Here is a 23137-nt window from a genome sequence, read left to right as displayed (position 1 = left end):
TTAAAATACAAAACGCCCGATGAAGTACATCGAGCGTTTTAGTTAAAAAGTGTCAACCCATATCAGGACGGGTCATTAAGACTTAACGTTTTACTTTAGTTTTTCAAGATCCGCTTCGATCTCTGCGATCTTGCTCGAAACGACTTTTTCTAAATGACGAAGGTCTGAAAGAATTTTCTCTTTTACATCAACCTCAGGTTGTTTCGTTGGCTTAGTGATTTTATTCAGTTCATCAATGACTAATGTGAGGTTACGGTTGATTTCCGTTACTTCTTTATATTTGTGACTGCCACTGTCCACAAGAACATTTTTGATTTGGCGCGGGTATTTGAATTTAACGCTTTTAGCGAACAGTTCGCCTTTTTGCTTGTGGAAATAGATCTTGAGTACGTCTTTGTGTGCTTCTTGGCGTAGGGAATAACGTTCAATCTGCTTAGGGTCGTGAATACCCAAACCAGTGAGGTGGGGATACATAGGCTACCTCTATTACATCGAATTGATATTGATATAACTGTAGCAGCCTATGTATGAGCTAGATAGCTGATATTTAGCCAAAATGCTTAACTTGTGGGCAAGATCGCTCTCGCCCTGAACCGAAAAGATTGGCAGGTTTGATCTAAGCTGCGACCTCATCAGATAACTTTTCGATCAATCTCTCTCTTAGCTCATCCTGTTGTTCTTCACTTAATCTTCCCCCTGCATCACTGGTTAAAATAAACAAGTCTTCTGCTCGCTCACCAATGGTGGTGATTTTTGCACCATGAAGGTTGATATTTAAATCAGCAAACGTACGGCCTACTTTGGCCAACAGCCCTGGTGTGTCTAGCGCGACAAACTCCATTAAAGTGTGTTTTTTACCTTTGGTTGGTAAGAAGTCGACTTTGGTTTTCACGTTAAAGTGCTGAAGTTTGTTCGGAGTACGGCGCGTTTTAATCTTGGTTGGTCGGCCTGCCTCCAGTACATGAGTGAGGTGTTTAATCACCGCGGCGTGACGAGACTCATCGATCGCTTCGCCATGTTGATCGAGTACCATAAAGGTATCAATCACGTGCCCATCTTTGCTGGTCATGATTTGCGCGTCGTGTACATTAAAATTACGCCTATCTAACTCCGCCACGACTGTCGCAAATAAAGCAGGCTGGTCTTTCGTATATACAAACACCTCAGTGCCGCCACGAGTGGCTTTTTTACTGATCAACACCAAAGGCTTAGTCGGATCTTCCATGCGAAGTAAGTGTTCGCAGTGCCACGCGATTTGCGTATGGGTATGACGAAGGAAGTAGTCAGCTTTGAAGCGTTGCCACAATACTTCAATTTCGCGCGCGGCAAACCCCTCTTTGCGCAGCATTGCGGAGGCCATTTGTTGATTGTGGCGAATTCGCTCACGCACATCGACAGGGTTCTCTAGGCCTCTACGTAAAGCACGTTGTGTGGAGTAATACAGCTCCGCAAGTAAAGTTCGTTTCCAAGCATTCCAAAGTTCTGGGTTGGTTGCACAAATATCTGCAACTGTCAGGCATACAAGATAATCGAGAGATTCTTCGTCTCTGACTTTTTTGGCAAACTCGGTAATGACATCAGGATCATAAATATCTCGGCGCTGTGCGGTGACAGACATTAATAGATGATGTCTTACCAACCAAGCGACAAGTTTCGCTTCGGGCTTCGATAAACCATGCTCAATGCAGAAGTCGTACGCTTCTCCTTCACCGATAATCGAGTGATCGCCGCCACGACCTTTCCCGATATCGTGGAAAATAGCGGCAATAATCAGCAGCTCTTTCTTTTGCATCCGAGGGTAGACGTCACAGCAAATAGGGTGCTTCGCATGATTTTCTGGGTCACTAAAAGTGTTGATGTGTTTAAGTAAGCGAATACTGTGTTCATCAACGGTGTAGGCATGGAATAAGTCAAACTGCATTTGACCAACAATCTGACTCCATTGCGGTAAATAGGCCGCCATAACCCCTAATCGGTGCATGAGGCTGAATGCTTTGTGAAGAGCATTAGGGTGACGACATAACGCCATGAACTTTTCACGCGCAGCAGGAATGGTGTGCAAAAACTTGTTGAGCCGACGCCGAGCGGTGCGCAGTTGACGCAGCGTTGGTGGGCTCACCCCTTCAATAGTTGAGTCGTTAGCAATATGTAAGAACATATCCAGAATAGTTTCTGGGCGAGCTTGGAACAATGCGGGTTTCCGCGCTTCAATTAAAGAACCGCGACGTTGAAAGTCCGTATCGAGAATCTCGGCACTTTCTGTCGCCCCACCATTAATGATCGCTTGGTCAAAGAGTTTGAGTAGCATTTTATTGAGCTCTGCCACACGACGAAGCGTGCGGTAGAACTCTTTCATCATCATTTCTACGCCTCGGTTGCCTTCTCCGACGTAGCCTAGATTTTCCGCAACTTGTGCTTGATGAGCAAAGGTCAAGCGGTTGTCATAGCGGCGAAGCTCCATGTGCAGAGCGAAACGTACTCGCCAAAGGAAGTCCTGACATTCAACCAATTCTCGGTATTCTGCGTCAGTTAAAAATCCGTATCGGCTCATTTCCAACAATGAAGTAGCACCAAAGTGACGTCGAGCGACCCAGCTTAATGTATGAATATCGCGCAGCCCGCCAGGGGTTGATTTAATGTCCGGTTCTAAGTTGTAGGTCGTGTCGTGGTAACGTGCATGGCGTTCGCGCTGCTCTTGAATTTTAGCGCGGTAAAACGTCTCACTTGGCCAGAAGGAGTCTGATAACACGACTTTCTTCAGTGCCTGAAAGGTGTCCTCGCTTCCACACAGCAGTCGCGCTTCTTGCAGGTTTGTCGCGACCGTTAGATCGGCTTTACCAATTTCAGCACATTCAGTAACGGTGCGAACAGCGTGTCCGACCTCGAGTTTTAAATCCCACAACAGCGTAATGAATTCGCTGATTTTTGCTTCTAACGCGGTTGGCAGTTTATTGTTCGACAGAATCAAAATATCGATATCGGAGAGCGGATGCAGCTCGCCTCGTCCGTAGCCACCAACGGCAACTAGGGAAATGTTGTAAATATCCTTGAAACCAAAATGTTGCCACAAACGATTGAGAAGCAGATCCATATATTCAGCTCTGGCTAAAACCAAGCTTGTTACCGGATGATGATTGAGAAACTCTTGGTTTTGATTAGAGCTAAACTTCTCTAATTCTTGTTTGAGTTCACCGATATTGATTTGTTCATCGGAAAAGGTAAGAGGGGACTGAAGTGTCATATTTGCCATCCGTGCAAGCTAATCTAATAACAATCTAACAAATTTGCGGCAGATAAAAAATATCCCCGCCGAAGCAGGGATATAGTAAACAACGAGTGGTCGTCAGCTTTACGCGTTTTTCATTAGGCGAGGAATCGTATCGTCGCTACGAAGCGTCAGTACTTCACAACCTTCTTTTGTTACAACAATGGTATGTTCCCATTGCGCAGAGTTCTTGCCGTCGCCCGTGTAAACAGTCCAGTCATCTTGTGCATCAACAGAGCAACCAAATTTACCTGCGTTAATCATCGGCTCAATAGTAAAGCACATGCCTTCTTTTAATACGCGGCGGTCTTTGTTCTTGTAATGAACCACTTGTGGTTCTTCATGGAACTCATCGCCGATACCGTGGCCACAGAAGTCTTTCACAATAGAAAACTTGTTGCGAGGATTGTTCTTGTTATTCTCTTTGATGTACTTCTCGATAGCTGTACCGATGTCACCAACCGTTGAACCTGGCTTAACGGTACGCATACCAACGTACAGTGCTTCTTGAGCTACCATGCACAGACGTTTGTTTGCAGGCGAAACATCACCGACTAGGAACATCTTAGAAGTGTCACCATGGTAACCCTGAGGACGCACGCTCAGATCGGCATTCTCATCATTTGGAACGATTACGGTAATATCAACGTTTAAGATGTCACCATCTTTTAGTACCGCCGGCTTCATTTGGCCGTTGCTACCGATTTCGTCTTTTTCCGCTGGAATACCGTGGCATACGATATGGTTGATTGAAGTACAGATCGACTTAGGGAAACCATGGTAATCAAGCGGAGCAGAGTATGCGCCTTTTTCTAGAGCGTACTCATGACAGATTTTGTTTAACTCTTCTGTCGTCACACCAACTTTGATGTGTGGTTCGATCATTTCTAGAATCTCTGCGGCTAGCTTGCCCGCAATGCGCATGCGTTCTATTTCTTCAGCAGTTTTAATCTTGATTGACATTGGCTTTCTCTACTTATTCCTAAGCACGTAAACGTGCGAATGGCCGCATTCTATCAGACATCGGGGCGTTAACCCAAGTTAGATAGGAATATGCATCATTCTTAATTCGATCATATGTTTAAAGTTTTGCTTATAAATAGGAGAAAGTGGCTCGGTGAAGAAATAATTTTTACTAGCCACAGTGAGCTAAAATATGGTATAAAGCGCGCCGGAATAGAGGACTGTTCTCTTCGTTTAGCAAAGTTAAGCGGCGAAGCAAGCTTCATCCGAATAACCTTTTATCTTTAAATCACACACATTCCGTCACATATTCCGGGGTGCTGAGCAGAAGCTTGGTCGGAGTTATGGGGAATGTGGAGGCCTAACCCCATAGAGGATTTTAAAATGGCAACTGTATCAATGCGCGATATGCTAAAAGCTGGTGTTCACTTCGGTCACCAGACTCGTTACTGGAACCCAAAAATGAAGCCATTCATCTTTGGCGCTCGTAACAAAGTTCATATCATCAACCTAGAAAAAACTGTACCAATGTTCAACGACGCTCTAGCTGAACTAGCTAAAGTTGGCGAGAAGAAAGGTAAGGTTCTATTCGTAGGTACTAAGCGCGCTGCATCTGAAGCTGTTAAAGAAGCTGCAATCGCAAGCAACCAGTTTTACGTAAACAACCGCTGGTTAGGCGGTATGCTTACAAACTACAAAACAGTTCGTCAGTCTATCAAGCGTCTAAAAGAACTAGAGACTCAATCTCAAGACGGTACTTTTGACAAACTAACTAAGAAAGAAGCTCTAATGCGTACTCGCGAAATGGAGAAGCTAGAGAAATCTCTTGGTGGTATCAAAGACATGGGCGGCCTACCAGACGCTCTATTCGTAATCGACGCTGATCACGAACACATTGCAATTAAAGAAGCTAACAACCTAGGTATTCCAGTATACGCTGTGGTAGATACTAACTCTAACCCAGACGGCGTTGACTACGTAATCCCAGGTAACGACGACGCGATCCGCGCTGTACAGCTATACCTGAACGCTGCTGCTTCAGCAGTATCTGAAGGTCGTAACAAAGACGTAGCTGCAGTTGCTGAAAAAGACGGTTTCGTAGAAGCTGAATAATAGCGGCTCTGTGTCACACTTGGTCTATGTGAAACCTTTGTGTAGCATAAACTAAGTTATAGTTAGCAATGGGGGCCGACAATGTTAGGCCCCTGTTTTTTACCTTATTTCGAATCAAACGAGGAAGACAGAATGGCAACTGTAACTGCTGCTCTAGTTAAAGAACTTCGCGAGCGTACTGGCGCTGGCATGATGGAATGTAAGAAAGCGCTTGTAGAAGCAAACGCTGACATCGAACTAGCAATTGAAAACATGCGTAAATCTGGCGCAGCGAAAGCAGCTAAGAAAGCTGGTAACGTTGCAGCTGAAGGCGCAATCATCATCAAAGAAGAAAACGGCGTTGCTGTTCTTCTTGAAGTTAACTGCCAAACTGACTTCGTTGCCAAAGACGGTAACTTCACTGCATTCGCAGAAGAAGTTGCAGCTGCAGCTCTAGCTTCAAAAGCTTCTGTTGAAGAACTACAAGCACAATTCGAAGACGCACGTGTAGCTCTAGTAGCTAAAATCGGTGAAAACATCACTATCCGTCGCGTAGAATACGTTCAAGGCAATGCAATCGCTTCTTACCGTCACGGTGAGAAAATCGGTGTTGTTGTTGCTGGTGAAGGCGACGCAGAAACTCTTAAGCACGTTGCAATGCACGTTGCTGCTTCTAAGCCAGAGTTCGTTAACCCAGAAGACGTACCAGCTGACGTAGTAGAAAAAGAGAAAGCGGTTCAAGTTGAAATCGCAATGAACGAAGGCAAGCCTGCTGAAATCGCTGAGAAGATGGTTGTTGGCCGCATGAAGAAATTCACTGGCGAGATCTCTCTAACAGGTCAAGCTTTCATCATGGAGCCTAAGAAAACTGTAGGCGAAATGCTGAAAGAAAAAGGCGCTTCAGTTTCTACGTTCGTTCGCCTAGAAGTAGGTGAAGGTATCGAGAAGAAAGAAGAAATGAGCTTCGCTGAAGAAGTTGCAGCAGCTCAAAAAGGTTAATCCTTAGAGACTGTATAAAGATTAGACCGTAGCCAAGGCTGCGGTCTTTTTATGAGCAGTGAACGATTAGCCGTGATGAATAGCCATAACTGAAGTTGTGTCTATTCATGACTGTTAATCAACAACTCTCTTTGGAAGGTAAACTCCATGACTACGAACCCTAAACCAGCGTATCAACGTATTCTATTAAAACTGAGTGGTGAAGCTCTTCAAGGTGAAGACGGTTTTGGTATTGATCCTGCGGTCCTTGATCGTATGGCACAAGAAGTTAAAGAACTGGTTGAACTGGGTGTTCAGGTTGGTGTAGTTATCGGTGGCGGTAACTTGTTCCGTGGTGCAGGCCTAGCTGAAGCTGGTATGAACCGCGTAGTTGGTGACCACATGGGTATGCTTGCTACAGTAATGAATGGCCTAGCGATGCGTGATGCTCTTCACCGTGCATACGTAAATGCGCGCGTTATGTCTGCAATCCCTCTAAAAGGCGTATGTGACGACTATAATTGGGCTGATGCGATCCGTGAGCTTCGCCAAGGCCGAGTTGTCATCTTCTCTGCTGGTACTGGTAACCCGTTCTTTACAACGGATTCTGCTGCTTGTTTACGTGGTATCGAAATTGAAGCGGATGTCGTACTAAAAGCGACGAAAGTTGATGGTGTATTTACTGCTGACCCTGTAGCAAACCCAGACGCAGAGCTGTATGATAAGCTATCTTATGCGGAAGTTCTGGATAAAGAGCTGAAAGTTATGGACTTGGCGGCGTTTACGCTAGCTCGTGACCACAAAATGCCAATCCGCGTATTTAATATGAACAAGCCAGGCGCACTACGTCGCGTGGTTATGGGCGAAGCAGAAGGCACGCTCATCAACGAATAAGCTTGGCTTAAGGTGCCACTCCAAAGCGTTAGGGTGGTGCTTGCTTTGCTCAACCGTTTTAGGCTTTCTTCAGGAAAGATGACATTTTTAAGGTGAAACTGTGATTAACGAAATCAAAAAAGACGCGCAAGAGCGCATGGATAAAAGCGTTGAAGCGCTTAAGAACAACCTTTCTAAAATTCGTACAGGTCGTGCACACCCAAGCCTACTATCTGGTATTTCTGTAGAATACTACGGTGCAGCAACACCTCTAAACCAAGTAGCAAACGTTATTGCTGAAGATGCACGTACACTTGCAATCACGGTTTTTGATAAAGAGCTGACGCCGAAAGTAGAAAAAGCGATCATGACGTCTGACCTTGGTCTAAACCCTATGTCAGCTGGCACTATCATCCGCGTTCCACTTCCACCGCTAACGGAAGAACGTCGTAAAGACCTAGTTAAGATCGTCCGTGGTGAAGCTGAAGGTGGTCGTGTTGCTGTTCGTAACATCCGTCGTGACGCAAACAACGATCTTAAAGCGCTTCTAAAAGATAAAGAAATCTCTGAAGATGAAGACCGTAAAGCACAAGACGAAATTCAAAAGCTAACTGACGTTGCAGTTAAGAAGATCGATGAAGTTCTTGCTGCAAAAGAAAAAGAGTTGATGGAAGTTTAATACTCCCACACACATCACTGTTGGAAAACGCTGTGCTCACAGCTCAGCGTTTTTTTATGTTAGTCTATCCAACTGATGGAACTCAATTAACTCCCTATGCAAAATTCTCAAGCCTTCTCTGATTCCCTTCCTAAGCATATTGCCATCATTATGGACGGTAATGGCCGTTGGGCTAAGTCCAAAGGAAAACCTCGCGTATTTGGTCATAAAAAAGGCGTTAGTGCCGTTCGTAAGACCGTGGCTGCTGCTTCAAAACTAGGCATTAGAGCCATGACGCTGTTTGCTTTTAGTAGTGAAAACTGGCGTCGTCCGGAGGAAGAAGTGGGTCTTTTGATGGAACTGTTTATCACGGTCCTGTCTAGTGAAGTAAAAAAACTACACAAAAATAACTTACGGTTGCGCGTGATCGGCGATACCAGTCGATTTAGTGAGCGTCTACAAAAGAAAATTGTAGAAGCAGAAAACCTAACGGCAGATAACACGGGTATGGTGATCAACATTGCAGCCAACTATGGCGGTAAATGGGACATCACAGAAGCTGCTAAAACGTTAGCGCTAAAAGCACGTAACGGTGAAATTCGTGTAGAGGATATCAATGAGCAGCTAATCACTGAGCATTTGACCATGGCAGACCTACCGGAAGTGGATCTTTTAATTCGCACCAGTGGAGAGTGCCGCATCAGCAACTTTATGTTGTGGCAAATGGCTTATGCAGAAATGTACTTTACACCAGAGTACTGGCCAGAATTCGATGAAGACAGTTTGGTAGAAGCTGTAACTTGGTTTATCAACCGAGAACGTCGTTTTGGCTGTACAGGTGAACAAATAAAGGCATTGATGGCAGCTCAATAAGGACTAGTTAGTTTGAAACAGAGAATAATAACAGCACTAATTTTAGCTCCCCTGGTTATTTTAGGCATTTTTAAATTACCGCTAATGGGCTTTATTGCCGCTTTAACTGCAATAACGCTATTAGGTTTTTGGGAGTGGACTCAGTTTACAGGAAGCAACTCTCGCATTGCTGCCCTTGTGCCGGCAATCATTATTACCGGACTTAGTTTTCTATACATCTCGCCTGATGCATATAGCCTCAATCACTTAACGACACCTCATTATGTCGTCTTGGGTATTGGTTTTGTTTGGTGGATTATTGCTAGCTTAATGGCGATTACTTACCCCAAAACGACGAAATCTTGGCAAAGTAATTTTGTTTTACGTCATGTATTTGGTTTTCTGACATTAATCCCATTCCTTTGGAGTGTGATTATTCTCAGAGCGTATGACATCACTGTAGATCCATACCACGGCGCAAAGCTTGTGTTGTACGTTTGTTTCTTGGTATGGGCTGCAGATAGCGGCGCCTACTTTGCAGGCAAAAGCTTAGGCAAACGTAAGATGGCTCCTCATGTAAGCCCCAATAAAACCATTGAAGGGCTAATTGGTGGCATTATCACGGCATTAATCGTAGCGTGGGCATTTGCTGATTGGTTCGATATCCAGTTCACTAGCCCTGTCCATATGGTGCTGATTACGCTGGTTACTGTCGTTATTTCAGTGCTTGGTGATCTGGTTGAAAGTATGTTCAAACGTGTCTCAGGCATTAAAGACAGCAGTAACATTATCCCAGGGCACGGTGGTGTGCTAGATCGTATCGACAGCCTAACCGCAGCATTCCCAGTTTTTGCTCTTCTTTACTACGTATTCTAATTTATCAGGAGCGGCGTCGTCGCTCCTGAGCTTTCTAACGGTCTTACAACATGCAAAAGTTAACGATTCTTGGTGCTACTGGATCAATTGGTGCAAGCACGCTTAAAGTGGTCGAACAAAACCCAGATCTGTTTTCTGTCGTTGCCTTAGCGGCAAGCACTAACGTTGAAAAGATGATCGGTCTATGTCGTCAGTGGCAACCTAAGTATGCGGTCATGGCAGATAAAGCTGCGGCGTCTCAACTTCAAGCTGAGCTACACTCGGTTTCGCCAGGTACCGAAGTGCTAGGTGGTGTTGATGCGCTATGCCATATTGCTTCGCTGGACGAGGTCGACAGTGTAATGGCTGCTATTGTAGGAGCAGCTGGCTTATTGCCTACCATGGCTGCCGTGAAAGCAGGTAAGCGAGTCTTGTTGGCAAATAAAGAAGCACTTGTAATGTCAGGCCAGCTATTTATTGATGCTGTAGAAGAATTTGGCGCAGAGCTACTTCCCGTCGACAGTGAACACAACGCCATTTTCCAATGTTTACCACAGCAAGTACAAACCAATCTAGGTCGTTGCAATTTACAAGAACATGGCATTTCTCATATTTTGTTGACTGGATCTGGTGGTCCTTTCCGTTACACTGACATCGCAGAACTGGAACAGGTGACACCCGCTCAGGCGATTGCTCATCCAAACTGGTCGATGGGGCCAAAAATTTCTGTTGACTCTGCCACGATGATGAATAAAGGCCTTGAGTATATCGAAGCTAAGTGGCTATTTAATGCTGCTCGCGAACAACTGAAGGTGGTTATTCATCCTCAATCGGTAATTCATTCTATGGTTCAGTATCGTGATGGTTCGGTCTTGGCACAAATGGGAGAAGCGGATATGGCGACGCCAATTGCGCTCACCATGTCATACCCGTCAAGAGTGGAAGCTGGGGTTAAGCCGCTAGACTTCACGAAAGTTGGTGAGCTGACGTTTTTGCAGCCTGATTTTGCTCGTTACCCATGTTTAAAACTCGCAATTGATGCCTGTTATGAAGGTCAACACGCAACAACAGCATTGAACGCAGCTAATGAAGTCGCTGTTGATGCATTTTTAAATAACAGACTAGGTTTTACCGATATTGCTCGCATCAATGAGTCTGTGTTGAATAAAATCAACGCAAGCTGCAAAGCTGAGAATGCGAATAGCTTGGAAAGCTTGCTCGAGCTAGATAGAATGGCACGAACTATTGCCCTAGAAACCATACGCGAGCGTAGCTGATGACTGGTATATTGTGGAATCTCATTTCTTTTATCGTCGCACTGGGCATTCTTGTTGCCGTGCACGAATTTGGGCATTTTTGGGTTGCTCGCCGTTGCGGCGTTAAAGTTGAAAAGTTTTCAATCGGTTTCGGCAAGTCTATTTGGAGTAAAGTAGGCAAAGACGGAACGGAGTACAGCATCTCAATGATCCCTCTCGGCGGCTATGTGAAAATGGTTGATAGCCGTGTCGATGAGGTGCCGGAACATGAGAAGCACCTAGCGTTTGATAAGAAGCCGTTATGGAAGCGAACCTCTATTGTTGCGGCTGGCCCCATCTTTAATTTTCTTTTCGCAATTTTTGCCTATTGGCTGGTATTTCTAATTGGTATCCCGGCTGTTAAGCCTGTAATTGGTGAAGTTACGCCCAATTCGATTGTTGCGGAAGCTGGAATTGAATCTGGAATGGAACTTAAATCGATATCTGGTATCAAAACTCCGGATTGGGAATCAGTAAATATGGGATTGATTTCTCATATTGGCGATGATTTGATGACGGTAACACTAACGTCAGCGAATGAAGTTGGTTCAGAAGTAACGAAAACGCTCGATTTACGTGAGTGGAAGTTCGACCCAGAAACTCAGTCAGCGATGCAGTCGTTAGGTTTTGCTCCGTATACACCGGAGGTGTATCGAGTTATCGAGCAGGTCTCGCAAGGTGGAGCGGCGGAAAAAGCCGGTGTGCTTCCAGGTGATGAGGTTGTCGCAATTGGTCAACAACGCGTAACCGAATGGAAGCAAGTGGTTGAAGCGGTTCGTTCTAATCCTGATACACCGCTTGAATTGACGGTGTTACGTCAGGGTTATGAGCAAACATTGACGCTGACGCCCGGTAGCCGTGAGCTAGCTAACAAAGAAGTCGTTGGTTTTGCAGGTATTGCACCTAAAGTCGCAGAATGGCCAGAAAGTTATCGCTTCGATCTTCAGTTTGGTGTATTCGAGTCAATAGGTAAAGCAGTAGACAAAACTGGCCAAGTCATTGGTTTGACAATCAGCATGCTTAAGAAGCTGATTGTTGGAGACGTTGGTCTGAATAATCTGAGTGGACCAATATCAATAGCCAAAGGCGCAGGCGCGACAGCAGATTATGGTTTGGTCTACTTTTTAGGTTTTCTCGCTCTAATTAGTGTTAACCTAGGTATTATTAACCTCGTTCCTTTACCAATGTTGGATGGCGGTCATTTGTTGTTTTTTGCAATTGAAGCAGTCATTCGACGTCCTGTTCCTGAGAAAGTGCAGGAAATGGGCTTTAGAATTGGTGGTGCGATTATCTTCTCGCTCATGGCGTTAGCGCTATTTAATGATTTTACTCGTCTGTGATAGTTCAGAGACAAAAGCAGTAGCAAGGAATAATTAGAACAAGTATGGCGATTAAGCGAATTCTATTTGCAAGTTTACTGGCGACCAGTGTATCTGCAAATGGAGCAGAGAACTTCGTAGTTCAAGATATTGAAATCGATGGATTGCAACGTGTAGCACTGGGTGCTGCATTGTTGAAAATGCCTGTACGTGTCGGTGATACCATTGGCCAAGGCGATGTTGCAGAAATTATCCGCGCCCTGTATGCATCTGGTAACTTTGAAGATGTGAAAGTGTTGCGTGACGGTGGTGTTCTGATGGTTCAAGTCAAAGAACGTCCTACCATTGCAAGCATCTCTTTTTCAGGTAACAAAGCAATCAAGGACGAGCAGCTACAAGAAAACCTGAACGCGTCTGGCGTTCGTGAAGGTGAAGCGCTTGACCGCACCACGCTAAGCAACATTGAAAAAGGCTTAGAAGACTTTTACTACAGCGTAGGTAAATACAACGCAACAGTAAAAGCGGTGGTGACTCCACTACCACGTAATCGTTCTGATCTTAAGTTTGTCTTTACTGAAGGTGTGTCGGCAAAAATTCAGCAAATCAACTTTATCGGTAATGAAGTGTTCAGTGATGAAGAACTGCTTTCGCGCTTTAACTTAAATGTTGATGTGCCGTGGTGGAATTTCCTTTCTGATGAAAAGTATCAAAAGCAAGTTCTTGCAGGCGATATTGAAGCACTCAAATCATTCTACCTGGATCGTGGTTACTTAAAATTTAACGTTGATTCGACACAAGTTGCAATCTCTCCTGACAAGAAAGGGGTATACATTACTCTTGGTCTAGAAGAGGGCGAGGTTTACACCGTTAAGGACGTGAAGTTCCGTGGTGATTTGATTGGCGAGGAAGCGACGTTCGAAAGACTTGTGCCATTTGAAGACAATGAGACATACAACGGCTCGTTGGTTACTTCAATGGAAGAAGGGATTAAGCGTGTGCTTGGTGAGTCCGGTTATGCTTATCCTCAAGTGAATACCATTCCAGAGTTTGACGACGAGAATCAAGAAGTTTCTTTGGTCGTTAACGTAGACCCGGGTAACCGAATTTATGTTCGTGATATTCGCTTCACGGGTAATAACTCAACCAAAGATGAAGTCCTTCGTCGTGAAATGCGTCAGATGGAAGGCAGTTGGTTGAACTCGAAATCGATTGAAACGGGTAAAACTCGTCTAAATCGTTTGGGCTACTTTGAAAATGTTGAAGTACAGACGGTTCGAGTTCCTGGTAGTGATGATCAAGTTGACCTAGTTTACTCTGTCAAAGAAGCGAACTCTGGTAGCGTTAACTTCGGTGTTGGCTACGGTACAGAATCGGGTGTGAGCTTCCAGGTTGGCCTGCAACAAGATAACTTTATTGGTAGCGGTAACCGTGTTGGTATCAACGCGATGATGAATGACTACCAGAAAAACATCAGTCTAGATTACCGTGATCCGTACTGGAACTTAGACGGTGTAAGCTTAGGTGGTAAGGTTTTCTATAACGAATTTGAAGCTAAAGAAGCCAATATCGTTGACTATACCAACGAAAGCTATGGCGCGAGCTTAACGTGGGGCTTCCCATTCGATGAGTTGAACCGTTTTGAATTCGGTGTCGGTTATACGCACAACAAGATCGGTAACTTATCGCCTTACTTGCAGGTAGAGCAGTTCTTAGAAGCGCAAAAAGATAATATAGATTCAAGTGGGGCATTGAATACGAACGACTTCGACTTCAATATCTCTTGGACACGTAATAACTTAAACCGTGGCTATTTCCCTACGGCAGGTAACCATCAGCGTGCATTCTATAAAATGACCGTACCTGGCTCTGACGTTCAATACTTCAAAATGCAGTACGATGTTCGCCAGTATGTGCCATTGACTAAAAAGCACGAGTTTACCCTCTTGTTCCGTGGCCGCTTAGGTTACGGTAATGGTTACGGTCAAACGGATGGTAACGATAACTTGTTCCCATTCTACGAAAACTACTACGCCGGTGGCTTTACATCGCTTCGTGGCTTTGGCTCAAACTCTGTTGGCCCTAAAGCGGTTTACCGCGATACATCCGGCTCTAACAATGGTACAGATATTGCGACAGATGATTCAGTGGGTGGTAACGCAGTCGCATTAGCAAGTATTGAGTTGATCGTTCCAACGCCGTTCGCATCAGAGGAAGTACAAAACCAAATTCGTACCAGTATCTTCTTTGATATGGCAAGTGTTTGGGATACCGAGTTTGATTATCGAGAAAATAGCAACATTTCGGGTGCTAACTACTACTACGATTACTCAGATCCAACCAACTACCGCTCTTCTTACGGTGCGGCGTTGCAGTGGATGTCTCCAATGGGGCCACTAGTATTCTCACTAGCGAAACCAATTAAGAAATTTGATGGCGATGATGAAGAGTTCTTCACATTCACTATCGGTAGAACTTTCTAAAGAGGAAAATATTTTGAATAAAATGATCAAAGCGGCTGGGATTGGCCTTCTTGTACTGAGCTCTTCAATGTTTGCAAATGCGGCAGAAGCTGCACAGAAAATTGCTTACGTAAATACAGCTCAAGTTTTTCAAGCTCTTCCTCAACGTGAAGTTGTACTACAAAAAATGCAGAAAGACTTCAAAAGCAAAGCTGATGAACTGAAGTCAATCCAAGCACAAGCTAAAACAAAGATTGAGAAGCTACAACGTGACGGCGAGCTTTTGGGTCAAGACGAAGTTGAAAAGCTACGTATCGATATCGCGAAGCTAGACAGCGAGTACAAAGTGAAAGCACAAGCACTTGAAAAAGCAAGTGCGCGTCGTGAAGCTGAAGAAAAAGCGAAGCTTTTCAAAACGATTCAAGATGCAGTTAAGAAAGTCGCAGACAAAAATGGTTACGATCTTGTGATTGACATCTCTGCTTTGCAGTACGGCAAGCCAGAATACAATATCTCTGAAGACGTAATTAAAGCTCTAAAATAAGAAGTTATGAAGACATTAACATTAGCCGAATTGGCGACAATTACCGGGGGTGAGCTGTTTGGTGACGAGTCTCTCGTTGTAAGCCGTGTTGCCCCAATGGATAAAGCACAAGAAGGTGACGTAACCTTCTTGTCTAACCCAAAATACGCAAAACACCTTTCTGAGTGCCAAGCTACCGTTGTTATGGTAAAGGCTGAGCATAAAGATCAATGCGTTGGAAATGCGTTAGTGGTTTCAGACCCTTATGTCGCATTTGCTCGTGTGGTTCAAGCGATGGATACCACACCAAAGCCGGCAAACGATATTGCACCAAGTGCTGTGATTGCCGCTGACGTTAAGATGGGTGAGAACGTTACAATCGGCGCTAACGCTGTGATTGAAACGGGCGTAGAACTCGGCGATAACGTAAGCGTTGGCGCTGGTTGTTTTATCGGTAAGAACGCCAAGCTAGGGAATAACACCAAGCTTTGGGCTAATGTCACTATCTATCATGAAGTGTCATTGGGTGATGACTGTCTCGTTCAATCGGGTACCGTCATTGGCTCTGATGGCTTCGGTTATGCGAATGACAAAGGCGAGTGGATCAAAATTCCTCAGCTTGGTTCAGTGCGTATCGGTAACCGCGTTGAGATTGGTGCTTGTACTACGATTGACCGCGGTGCACTCGAAGATACTATCATTGAAGACAATGTCATTCTGGATAACCAACTTCAAATCGCGCACAACGTGCAGATCGGATATGGTACCGTGATGCCTGGTGGTACTATTGTCGCGGGCAGTACAAAAATTGGTAAGTACTGCCAGATTGGCGGCGCGTCTGTTCTGAATGGCCATATCACTATCGCAGATGGTGTGGCTATTACAGGTATGGGCATGGTAATGCGCAGTATCGAAGAAAAAGGCCTTTACTCATCAGGTATCCCACTACAAACGAACAGAGAGTGGCGTAAGACCGCGACTCGAGTTCACCGTATTGATGAGATGAATAAGCGCCTAAAAGCGGTTGAAAAACAGCTGGAACAGAAAGAAGAAATTTAGAACAAGTTATCTTTCGCTCTGTATTTAATACGAAGGCTAACAAGCTCTAGTTCCATATTCTGTAAGAAGACTCGCGAAATGCGGGTCTTTTTCTTCTATAATGACGCGCTCTAAGTAGATTTAACTCCAAGATGGTGCGTATTTTGCTAGTATATTGCAAAGCGATTCGGCTTTACGACCTGTTGCCACGTTTGCCATCTTGGCGGCAAAAAATTGATATAGGAAGACGACTTTGACTACTGAAAAGAAAACGATGAACATCTCTGAAATTCAAGAGCTACTACCTCATCGCTACCCATTCTTATTGATCGACCGAGTGATAGACTTCCAAGAAGAGAAGTACCTTCACGCGATTAAAAACGTGTCGGTTAACGAACCTCAGTTCACAGGTCACTTTCCTCAACTACCAGTATTCCCAGGTGTTTTGATTTTAGAAGCAATGGCTCAGGCAACAGGCTTACTTGCATTTAAATCATTTGGTGCACCAACAGAAAATGAACTGTACTACTTTGCAAGCGTAGACGGCGCGAAATTCCGTAAACCAGTGGTTCCGGGCGACCAATTGGTTATTGAGGTAGAATTTCTGAAAGAACGTCGCGGCATTGCTGCATTTAGCGGTGTAGCAAAAGTTGACGGTGAAGTGGTATGTTCTGCAGAACTGAAGTGTGCTCGTCGAGAGTTTTAATATGATTCATGAAACCGCTAAAATCCACCCGGCAGCGGTGGTAGAAGAGGGCGCCAAAATTGGTGCTAACGTAACAGTAGGTCCTTTTACGTACATCACCTCTACGGTTGAAATTGGTGAAGGCACAGAAGTGATGTCTCACGTTGTGATCAAAGGTCACACAACTATTGGCAAAGATAACCGTATTTTCCCACATGCTGTCATTGGTGAAGAAAACCAAGACAAAAAATACGGTGGTGAAGACACAACTGTGGTTATCGGTGACCGTAACGTCATTCGTGAAGCGGTCCAAGTTCACCGCGGCACAGTGCAAGACAAAGCAACCACGATCATTGGTGATGACAACTTATTGTGTGTGAATGCACACGTTGCGCATGATGTTGTTATTGGTAACCACACTCATATCGGTAATAACTCGATTCTTGGTGGTCACGTTACTGTTGATGATTATGCCGGTGTGATGGCACTGTCTGCGATTCATCCGTTTTGTACAGTGGGCGCTTACGCATACATTGGCGGCTGTTCAGCTGTGGTGCAAGATGTCCCAGCTTATGTACTCGCGCAAGGTAACCACGCTACTCCATTCGGCTTGAACCTTGTTGGCTTGAAGCGTAATGGCTTTGAGAAACCAGAGATTCGTGCGCTACAAAAAGCGTATAAAGAAATCTACCGTTCAGGTAAGACGCTAGAAGAAGTGAAGCCTATTCTGGCTGAAATGGCTCAAGAGTGGCCGGCTGTGAAGCGTTTCTCAGATATTCTGGAAACGACGGAACGTGGCATTATTCGTTAATTGGCGAATGAACCAATAAATAAAAAGATCGTGACCAAATTTGAGGTTACGATCTTTTTGTGTTTTATGGATAAGGCAAACCGTTATCCATAGCGCACAGGAAAAATAGCGAAGTAGATATGGAAAGACCATTACGTATTGGCATCATTGCCGGAGAATTGTCTGGCGATACGCTAGGTGAAGGCTTTATCAAAGCAGTAAAGCAACAATATCCAGACGCAGAGTTCGTAGGCATTGGTGGTCCGAAAATGATAGCCCAAGGTTGCGAGTCTCTGTTTGATATGGAAGAGCTTGCGGTGATGGGATTAGTCGAGGTTTTAGGCCGCTTACCGAGACTTCTTAAAGTGAAAGCTGAGCTCGTTCAGTATTTTACTCAGAATCCGCCTGATGTTTTCATCGGGATCGATGCTCCTGACTTCAACTTACGCCTGGAGCTTGACCTCAAGCAAGCGGGCATTAAAACCGTTCATTACGTGAGTCCGTCTGTTTGGGCTTGGCGTCAGAAGCGCATCTTTAAAATAGAAGCGGCAACGAACTTGGTGCTAGCATTTCTTCCGTTTGAGAAAGCGTTCTACGACAAATTTAATGTACCTTGCGAGTTCATTGGTCATACCTTGGCTGATGCCATCCCACTAGAATCAGAACAAGCGCCTGCACGTGAGTTGCTTGGTTTAGAACAAGATAAAAAGTGGCTTGCTGTCCTGCCAGGCAGTCGTGGTAGCGAGTTAAAAATGCTCTCAGAGCCATTTATTGAAACCTGCAAGTTACTCCATAACAAATTTCCAGAACTGGGGTTTGTTGTCGCGCTTGTTAATCAAAAACGCCGTGAGCAGTTTGAACAAGCATGGAAAGAGCTAGCGCCAGAGTTGGACTTCAAGTTAGTTGATGACACCGCACGCAACGTCATCACCGCATCCGATGCCGTGATGTTGGCCTCCGGTACCGTAGCGTTGGAGTGTATGCTTCTCAAGCGTCCAATGGTGGTGGGTTATCGTGTGAATGCATTTACTGCTTTTTTAGCTAAACGTCTATTGAAAACGAAGTATGTGTCATTGCCGAATATCTTGGCGGATGATGAGCTCGTCAAAGAATATCTACAAGATGAGTGCACACCAGACAATTTGTTTACTGAGGTTTCTCGCTTATTGGAAAGCGACAATAAACCGATGTTAGATAAGTTTACGGAAATGCATCATTGGATTCGTAAAGATGCGGACCAACAAGCCGCAAACGCGGTTCTAAAACTGATTGAGAAATAGAGATTTATCATGGCTGTTAAACCAAAAGCGACCAAAACCAAAGTTGAACTCCCTCCGTTTGAATATCCGCAAGGTTATCAGCTTGTGGCCGGAGTCGACGAGGTCGGACGTGGCCCTTTGGTAGGAGACGTCGTCACCGCTGCGGTTATCCTTGATCCTAACAATCCTATTGAAGGGTTGAACGATTCGAAAAAATTGACCGAAAAGAAACGCATGGCGCTGCTTCCTGAAATCAAAGAAAAAGCATTGGCGTGGGCGGTCGGGCGTTGTTCTCCTGAAGAAATCGATCAACTGAATATTTTACAGGCGACTATGGTTGCGATGCAGCGTGCAGTGGCGGGGTTACAGGTTCAACCTGATTTGGTGTTGATTGATGGTAACCGGTGTCCGGAGCTGCCAATGGATGCTCAAGCTGTAGTAAAAGGCGATCTACGTGTTGCTGAAATCAGTGCGGCTTCAATTATTGCCAAAGTCGTGCGTGACCAAGAGATGGAAGAGTTGGATAAACTTCATCCACAATTTGGCTTCGCGAAGCACAAAGGTTACCCAACTAAAGTGCACTTTGAAGCGATTGAGCAACACGGAGTGATCAGTGAACACCGCAAGAGTTTCAAGCCAGTAAAAAAAGCGTTAGGCATAGAATAATCAAACGATCTAATTGGTGTTATAAACCCAACCTCTTTAGGTTAGAATCCCCAACAAAATAGAGTTACACGGTACCTGTTAATGTCAGATCCCAAATTCATCCACCTGCGTGTTCATAGTGACTTCTCGATGGTGGATGGCCTCAACAAAGTTCCGCCAATCGTAAAGAAAGTTGCTGAGCTCGGTATGCCCGCAATGGCGTTGACCGACTTTACCAACCTATGTGGTTTGGTGAAGTTTTACGGTACGGCGCATGGCAGTGGTGTTAAACCGATCATTGGTGCTGACTTTAAAATGCAGTCGGACGAGTTTGGTGAAGAGCTGACACAAGTGACTTTGCTTGCGGCGGATAATGTAGGTTATAAGAACCTGACGTTATTGATATCAAAAGCGTACTTACGTGGACATGTCCAACACCACCCAGTGATTGACAAAGCCTGGTTGGCTGAAATGTCTGAAGGCCTGATTGTATTATCCGGCGGTAAAAGCGGGGAAATTGGTCGCGGCCTTTTGAAAGGCAACCGTCAAATAGTGCAAGGGTGTGTTGATTTCTATAAACAGCATTTTCCAGATCGCTTTTATCTTGAGCTACTTCGTACCGGTCGTCCAGATGAAGAAACTTATCTTCACTTTGCGGTTGAATTGGCAGAGCAGCAAGACTTGCCAGTAGTGGCGACCAATGAAGTTGTATTCCTGAGTCCAGACCTATTTGATGCTCATGAAATACGCGTAGCGATTCACGATGGTTACACATTAGAAGATCCGCGCAGGCCAAAAAACTACAGTCCGCAGCAATATCTTCGTACAGAAGAAGAAATGTGCGAGCTGTTTGCTGATATTCCTGAAGCGTTAGAAAACAGTGTCGAGATAGCGAAGCGTTGTAACGTGACTGTGCGCTTAGGGGAGTACTTCCTACCAGCCTTCCCAACCGAAGGGATGAAAGAGACTGAGTTCCTAGTCATGAAATCCCGAGAGGGGTTGGAAGAGCGTTTAGAGTTCCTATTTCCAGATGAGGAAGAGAGAAAACGTCGCCGCCCTGAATATGATGAACGTCTTCAGATAGAGCTAGATGTTATCAACCAAATGGGATTTCCTGGTTACTTCTTGATCGTAATGGAGTTCATCCAGTGGTCAAAAGATAATGGAATTCCTGTCGGTCCTGGACGTGGTTCCGGTGCTGGTTCTTTGGTGGCTTACGCACTAAAAATCACCGATCTGGATCCACTAGAATACGACTTGCTGTTCGAACGTTTCTTGAACCCAGAACGTGTTTCGATGCCCGATTTCGACGTCGATTTCTGTATGGATAAACGTGACCAGGTTATTGACCACGTTGCGGAAATGTACGGTCGCGACGCGGTATCTCAGATCATCACGTTTGGTACCATGGCGGCAAAAGCGGTAATCCGTGACGTTGGCCGCGTATTGGGCCACCCATTTGGTTTTGTTGATCGTATTTCAAAGCTGATCCCGCCCGATCCAGGCATGACGCTAGATAAAGCGTTTAAAGCTGAACCTGCACTACCTGAATTGTATGAGGCCGATGAGGAAGTTAAAGAACTCATCGACATGTGTCATATTTTGGAAGGCTGTACGCGAAACGCCGGTAAACACGCTGGTGGTGTTGTAATTTCACCTACAACAATTACCGATTTTGCGCCAATTTATGCAGACGCTGAAGGTCACTTTCCGGTTACTCAATTTGATAAAAACGATGTTGAGACCGCTGGCCTAGTTAAGTTTGACTTCTTGGGTTTACGTACCTTAACCATTATTGACTGGGCGTTAGGACTGATTAACCCACGCCTAGAGCGAGAAGGGAAAGAACCGGTTCAAATTGAATCCATACCGTTAGAAGACCCTGCCTCTTTCCGTTTGTTGCAAAACTCTGAAACGACAGCAGTATTCCAGCTTGAATCTCGAGGCATGAAAGAGCTGATCAAACGACTTCAGCCAGACTGTTTCGAAGACATTATCGCATTGGTAGCACTCTTCCGTCCGGGTCCTTTGCAATCGGGCATGGTAGATAACTTTATCGACCGTAAACATGGTCGAGAAGCGATCTCTTATCCAGATGAAAAGTGGCAACACGAGTCGCTAAAAGAGACGCTTGATCCAACCTACGGCATCATCCTGTACCAAGAGCAGGTAATGCAGATTGCGCAGATCTTAGCAGGTTACACGCTAGGTGGTGCGGACATGCTTCGTCGTGCAATGGGTAAGAAAAAGCCAGAAGAGATGGCAAAACAACGTGCTATCTTTGAAGAAGGTGCGATAAAGAACGGTATCGATGGCGAGTTGGCGATGAAAATCTTCGACTTGGTAGAGAAGTTCGCCGGTTATGGTTTTAACAAATCGCACTCTGCTGCTTATGCATTGGTTTCTTATCAGACTCTTTGGCTGAAAACACATTACCCTGCCGAATTTATGGCTGCGGTAATGACAGCCGATATGGATAACACGGAAAAAGTCGTTGGCTTGGTCGATGAGTGTTTCCGTATGAAGCTCACCGTGCTGCCACCAGACATCAACTCTGGCTTATATCGCTTTAATGTTGATGAAAATGGCGCAATTGTTTACGGTATTGGTGCGATAAAAGGGGTAGGTGAGGGTCCTATCGATGCGATTCTTGAGGCGAGAAATAAAGGTGGTCACTTTAAAGACCTATTTGATTTCTGTGCTCGAGTTGATCTAAAACGCGTCAATAAACGAGTGATAGAGAAGCTGATTTACGCGGGCGCGTTGGATCGACTAGGCCCACACCGCGCGGCGATGATGGCGTCACTCAATGATGCGGTAAAAGCAGCAAGTCAACATCACCAAGCTGAAGCGTTTGGTCAAACGGATATGTTTGGTGTGCTAACGGATGCACCTGAAGAAGTAGAGCATAAGTATACGCAGGTTCCGCCTTGGCCAGAAAAAGTGTGGTTAGAGGGCGAGCGTGATACCCTAGGTCTATATTTGACAGGGCACCCAATTAACGCCTACGTAAAGGAACTAAACAAATACACCAGTTGTCGACTAAAAGACGCAACGCCCACTCGCCGCGACCAATCTGTCACGGTGGCAGGTCTGGTTATTGCCGCTCGTGTAATGACGACTAAGCGTGGTACACGAATTGGCATTATGACACTGGATGACCGAAGTGGTCGCATGGAAGTGATGTTGTTCTCAGATGCACTGGATCGATACGCTGAACTTCTCGAAAAAGACAGAATTTTGGTCGTTTCTGGACAGGTCAGCTTTGATGACTTCAACGGTGGCCTTAAAATGTCGGCGCGTGAAGTTATGGATCTCGGCAGTGCGCGCGAGAAATACGCTCGTGGTTTGTCGGTATCGATAGATGCAAATCAGATCAACGATCAGTTTTTTGAGCAGTTCAGCCGTATTTTAGAACCGCACAAAGCCGGAACCGTACCCGTCAATGTATACTACCAGCGTGCCGACGCCAGAGCGCGGTTAACATTGGGCACCGAGTGGCGAGTTACGCCAAGTGATACATTACTCGACGATTTAAAACAGTTGCTTGGCAAAAGCCAGGTAGAACTCGAATTTAACTAAAAATTC

19 protein-coding genes are annotated in these 23137 nt (G+C 45.1%); 16 read left to right on the top strand and 3 right to left on the bottom strand.

Features of this window, described 5'->3' with window-relative positions; genetic code table 11:
- Positions 1-90: 90 nt before the first annotated feature.
- The 3 genes from R8269_RS18170 to map all read right to left on the bottom strand — a co-directional run bounded on the left by R8269_RS18170 (position 91) and on the right by map (position 4228).
- On the bottom strand, positions 91-474 hold the full coding sequence (locus tag R8269_RS18170; protein WP_005380322.1) for a DUF3461 family protein: 384 nt from the start codon (positions 472-474) through the stop codon (positions 91-93).
- Positions 475-616: 142 nt separating this feature from the next.
- Positions 617-3241, bottom strand: a complete 2625-nt coding sequence (gene glnD, locus R8269_RS18165) for a bifunctional uridylyltransferase/uridylyl-removing protein GlnD (protein ID WP_017636037.1) — start codon at positions 3239-3241, stop codon at positions 617-619.
- A 108-nt stretch (positions 3242-3349) separates the two neighbouring features.
- Complete coding sequence (gene map / locus R8269_RS18160) at positions 3350-4228, bottom strand: type I methionyl aminopeptidase (protein ID WP_005380326.1); 879 nt, start codon at positions 4226-4228, stop codon at positions 3350-3352.
- 384 nt (positions 4229-4612) lie between these two features.
- Between map and rpsB the strand changes: the two genes are divergently transcribed.
- The 16 genes from rpsB to dnaE all read left to right on the top strand — a co-directional run bounded on the left by rpsB (position 4613) and on the right by dnaE (position 23131).
- Complete coding sequence (rpsB, locus tag R8269_RS18155) at positions 4613-5341, top strand: 30S ribosomal protein S2 (protein ID WP_005380327.1); 729 nt, start codon at positions 4613-4615, stop codon at positions 5339-5341.
- Between the two features lie 132 nt (positions 5342-5473).
- Positions 5474-6319: a translation elongation factor Ts gene (tsf, locus tag R8269_RS18150; RefSeq protein WP_258476887.1), complete on the top strand. Its 846-nt coding sequence runs from the start codon at positions 5474-5476 to the stop codon at positions 6317-6319.
- Positions 6320-6466: 147 nt separating this feature from the next.
- Positions 6467-7192 carry a UMP kinase gene (gene pyrH / locus R8269_RS18145; protein ID WP_005380329.1) on the top strand — a complete coding sequence of 242 codons (726 nt, stop codon included), beginning with the start codon at positions 6467-6469 and terminating at the stop codon, positions 7190-7192.
- A 100-nt stretch (positions 7193-7292) separates the two neighbouring features.
- Positions 7293-7850, top strand: coding sequence for a ribosome recycling factor (gene frr, locus R8269_RS18140; protein ID WP_005380330.1), 558 nt, complete (start codon positions 7293-7295; stop codon positions 7848-7850).
- A gap of 96 nt (positions 7851-7946) precedes the next feature.
- Positions 7947-8702, top strand: coding sequence for an isoprenyl transferase (locus R8269_RS18135; RefSeq protein ID WP_005380331.1), 756 nt, complete (start codon positions 7947-7949; stop codon positions 8700-8702).
- Between the two features lie 12 nt (positions 8703-8714).
- Positions 8715-9557 (top strand): phosphatidate cytidylyltransferase, encoded by an 843-nt coding sequence (locus R8269_RS18130; protein WP_005385351.1) that lies wholly within the window; start codon positions 8715-8717, stop codon positions 9555-9557.
- Positions 9558-9607: 50 nt separating this feature from the next.
- Entirely contained in the window at positions 9608-10813 is a 1206-nt protein-coding gene (ispC, locus tag R8269_RS18125; RefSeq protein WP_005385353.1) for a 1-deoxy-D-xylulose-5-phosphate reductoisomerase, read from the top strand.
- Complete coding sequence (rseP, locus tag R8269_RS18120) at positions 10813-12171, top strand: sigma E protease regulator RseP (RefSeq protein ID WP_005380334.1); 1359 nt, start codon at positions 10813-10815, stop codon at positions 12169-12171. Before ispC ends, rseP begins: the two co-directional genes overlap by 1 nt.
- Positions 12172-12215: 44 nt before the next feature.
- A complete protein-coding gene (gene bamA / locus R8269_RS18115) occupies positions 12216-14630 on the top strand; it encodes an outer membrane protein assembly factor BamA (protein WP_005380335.1) in 2415 nt (804 codons plus the stop codon).
- 13 nt (positions 14631-14643) lie between these two features.
- A complete protein-coding gene (locus tag R8269_RS18110; protein WP_005391804.1) occupies positions 14644-15153 on the top strand; it encodes an OmpH family outer membrane protein in 510 nt (169 codons plus the stop codon).
- A 6-nt stretch (positions 15154-15159) separates the two neighbouring features.
- The gene (gene lpxD, locus R8269_RS18105) at positions 15160-16191 is read left to right on the top strand and encodes a UDP-3-O-(3-hydroxymyristoyl)glucosamine N-acyltransferase (RefSeq protein ID WP_042521415.1); all 1032 of its coding nucleotides are present in this window, start codon (positions 15160-15162) and stop codon (positions 16189-16191) included.
- A 232-nt stretch (positions 16192-16423) separates the two neighbouring features.
- Positions 16424-16876 carry a 3-hydroxyacyl-ACP dehydratase FabZ gene (gene fabZ, locus R8269_RS18100; protein ID WP_005380349.1) on the top strand — a complete coding sequence of 151 codons (453 nt, stop codon included), beginning with the start codon at positions 16424-16426 and terminating at the stop codon, positions 16874-16876.
- A gap of 1 nt (position 16877) precedes the next feature.
- Complete coding sequence (gene lpxA, locus R8269_RS18095) at positions 16878-17666, top strand: acyl-ACP--UDP-N-acetylglucosamine O-acyltransferase (protein WP_005380357.1); 789 nt, start codon at positions 16878-16880, stop codon at positions 17664-17666.
- 119 nt (positions 17667-17785) lie between these two features.
- A complete protein-coding gene (gene lpxB / locus R8269_RS18090; protein WP_053306717.1) occupies positions 17786-18925 on the top strand; it encodes a lipid-A-disaccharide synthase in 1140 nt (379 codons plus the stop codon).
- Positions 18926-18934: 9 nt separating this feature from the next.
- Positions 18935-19570 (top strand): ribonuclease HII, encoded by a 636-nt coding sequence (gene rnhB, locus R8269_RS18085; protein ID WP_033905509.1) that lies wholly within the window; start codon positions 18935-18937, stop codon positions 19568-19570.
- A gap of 81 nt (positions 19571-19651) precedes the next feature.
- Positions 19652-23131: a DNA polymerase III subunit alpha gene (gene dnaE, locus R8269_RS18080; protein ID WP_005385364.1), complete on the top strand. Its 3480-nt coding sequence runs from the start codon at positions 19652-19654 to the stop codon at positions 23129-23131.
- Positions 23132-23137 lie beyond the last annotated feature (6 nt).

It is taken from the genome of Vibrio sp. Vb0667, assembly GCF_033391095.1.
This window is presented reverse-complemented; position numbering and strand designations above follow the sequence as displayed.